Here is a 2,571-nt window from a genome sequence, read left to right as displayed (position 1 = left end):
CGCTCTTCCGATCTAGGTGTCCGARGTGGTCCACACCATGGACGAGATCAACGCCAGCTCGAAGAAGATCGCCGACATCATTGGCGTGATCGACGGCATTGCCTTCCAGACCAACATCCTCGCGCTGAACGCGGCGGTGGAAGCGGCCCGTGCCGGCGAACAGGGCCGCGGCTTTGCCGTGGTGGCCTCCGAAGTGCGCAGCCTGGCCCAGCGCTCGGCCAACGCCGCCAAGGAGATCAAGGGCCTGATCAACGCGTCGGTCGAGAAGGTCGAGTCGGGTTCCCGCCTCGTGGCCGACGCCGGCCAGACGATGANTGTCGTTCGCGGCCTTGTTCAACTCGATGGACTTGGCAGCGCAGCCTGGCCCAGCGCTCGGCCAACGCCGCCAAGGAGATCAAGGGCCTGATCAACGCGTCGGTCGAGAAGGTCGAGTCGGGTTCCCGCCTCGTGGCCGACGCCGGCCAGACGATGACCGAGATCGTGGGCAGCGTGCAGCGCGTCAGCGACATCATCGGCGAAATCACCGCCACTTCGGCCGAGCAGTCCGACGGCATCGGCCAGGTCAACACGTCCGTCACCCAGCTCGACCAGATGACGCAGCAGAACGCGGCACTCGTGGAAGAGAGCGCCGCGGCCGCCGAAAGCCTGAACGACCAGGCCACGCGGTTGCGTGAAATCGTGAACAAATTCCAGTTGGGGGCCTGACTACGCTGCGATCAAGAACAACCCCCCGTTTTTCAGGCACATCCGCCCTTCAGTTGCCCCCATTCACGCCGATAGTCAGAGCCATACGGCCCTCGCCGGCACCCACCCCTCCAGAGGATTTCACATGGACATGATTCACGAAGCCGCCCACGTTGCCCGGCACGAGGCCGCCCGCGCGGCGATGGCATCCCAGTCGGGCAGCGAGTTCCTGACCTTCCGCCTGGGCGCCGAAGAGTACGGCATCGACATCCTGAAAGTGCAGGAAATCCGCTCCTACGAAGCGCCCACGCGCATCGCGAACGCCCCGTCGTTCATCAAGGGTGTCGTGAACCTGCGCGGTGTCATCGTGCCGATCGTCGACCTGCGCCTGAAGCTCAGCTGCGAAACGGTCGACTACAACGACTTCACCGTGGTGATCGTGCTGAACGTGCGCGGCCGTGTGGTGGGCGCGGTCGTGGACTCGGTCTCCGACGTGCTCGAACTGAACCAGGACTCGATCCGCCCGGCCCCGGAAATGGCCTCGGCCGTCGACACCACCTTCATCACCGGCATCAGCAACGTCAACGACCGCATGCTGATCCTGATGGACATCGAAGCCCTGATGGCCAGCGCCGACATGGGCCTGTTCGACAGCAACTGATCGCGTTCCCGCTGTCCCGCCTCGGGGCCCAAACCACCGTCGGGGACGGGGTTTGCGCCCCGTTTCATTTTCCGATGGAAGCTTCTTGCCGGTGAATCCACGATGAACTTGAACAACATCCCCATCGCCCGCCGCCTCTGGGGCGCCATCCTCGTCCTGCTCGTGGCGATGCTCGGCATCGCCGGCGGCACCATCTGGCGCGCCAATGCCATCCAGGCGCAAAGCGCCGCCGAGATCGACATGCGCCAGGACGTGCTCGCCAAGACACTGCTGTGGCAGGGCCTGACCGACACCGCGGTGACCCGCGGCATGGCGGCCTCCATCAGCGCCGACAACGCGGTGGCCGAGCTGTTCAAGGAAAACCTCGCGAAGGACGCGCCCCGCATCGCCAAGCTCCGCCAGGACCTCACCGCCGAGGCCACGGACGCCGACGACCAGGCCGTGCTGAAAGACATCCAGAAGCTCGGCGCCCAGCTCGTTGCCAGCAGCAAGAAGGCGAGCGAGGCCAAGGCCAGCGGCGATGTCGCCACCGCCGCCGCCACCGTGCGCGGTGAATACGCCGCCTCGGCGCTCGCCTACACCAGCGCCATCGCCAAGTTCGGCGAAACCCAGCATGCCAAGGCCAACAAGGCCCAGGCCGACGCCGCCGCCGCCCGCCAGCAAATCCTCGCCTTCGGCGGCCTGGGGGCCGTGGTCATCATCGGCCTCGGCATGTTCGTCGCCGCCGTGCTGGTGCGTTCCATCCGCGTGCCGCTGGCCCGTTCCATCGAGGTGGCCGGTGCCATTGCTCAGGGTGACCTGACCCGCCGCATCGTCTCTGACCGCACCGACGAGTTCGGCGAACTGATGAAGTCGCTGCAGAACATGAACGAATCGCTCGGCCGTGTGGTGGGCAACGTCCGCGCGTCCACGGACAGCATCAGCACCGCCTCCACGGAGATCGCCAGCGGCAACGCCGACCTGTCGAGCCGCACCGAACAGACCGCCAGCAACCTGCAGCAGACCGCGTCGTCCATGGAGCAGCTCACCGGCACCGTCAAGCAGAGCGCCGACGCCGCCCGCCAGGCGAACCAGCTCGCCTCGTCGGCCGCCGAAGTGGCCGCACGCGGTGGCGCCAAGGTGTCCGAAGTGGTCCACACCATGGACGAGATCAACGCCAGCTCGAAGAAGATCGCCGACATCATTGGCGTGATCGACGGCATTGCCTTCCAGACCAACATCCTCGC

Annotated in this window: 3 protein-coding genes and 1 pseudogene; all 4 read left to right on the top strand. The window is 66.1% G+C overall.

Features of this window, described 5'->3' with window-relative positions; genetic code table 11:
- Nucleotides 1–16: 16 nt before the first annotated feature.
- Nucleotides 17–314: pseudogene (locus ASC87_RS27355) on the top strand (methyl-accepting chemotaxis protein); the annotation flags it as partial.
- A 1-nt stretch (nucleotide 315) separates the two neighbouring features.
- Nucleotides 316–705 (top strand): methyl-accepting chemotaxis protein (locus tag ASC87_RS27350; protein ID WP_235582322.1); only part of this gene is annotated, 390 nt, incomplete at its 5' end.
- Between the two features lie 124 nt (nucleotides 706–829).
- Nucleotides 830–1,345, top strand: coding sequence for a chemotaxis protein CheW (locus tag ASC87_RS27345; RefSeq protein ID WP_056670593.1), 516 nt, complete (start codon nucleotides 830–832; stop codon nucleotides 1,343–1,345).
- Nucleotides 1,346–1,447: 102 nt separating this feature from the next.
- The coding region (locus ASC87_RS33455) for a methyl-accepting chemotaxis protein (RefSeq protein ID WP_235582321.1) at nucleotides 1,448–2,571 on the top strand (1,124 nt) is incomplete at its 3' end.

Origin of the sequence: Rhizobacter sp. Root1221 (genome assembly GCF_001425785.1) — a bacterium.
Lineage (GTDB): Bacteria > Pseudomonadota > Gammaproteobacteria > Burkholderiales > Burkholderiaceae_C > Rhizobacter.
Note: the sequence above shows the minus strand (reverse complement) of the source record. Positions and strands in the feature narration are given on the sequence as shown.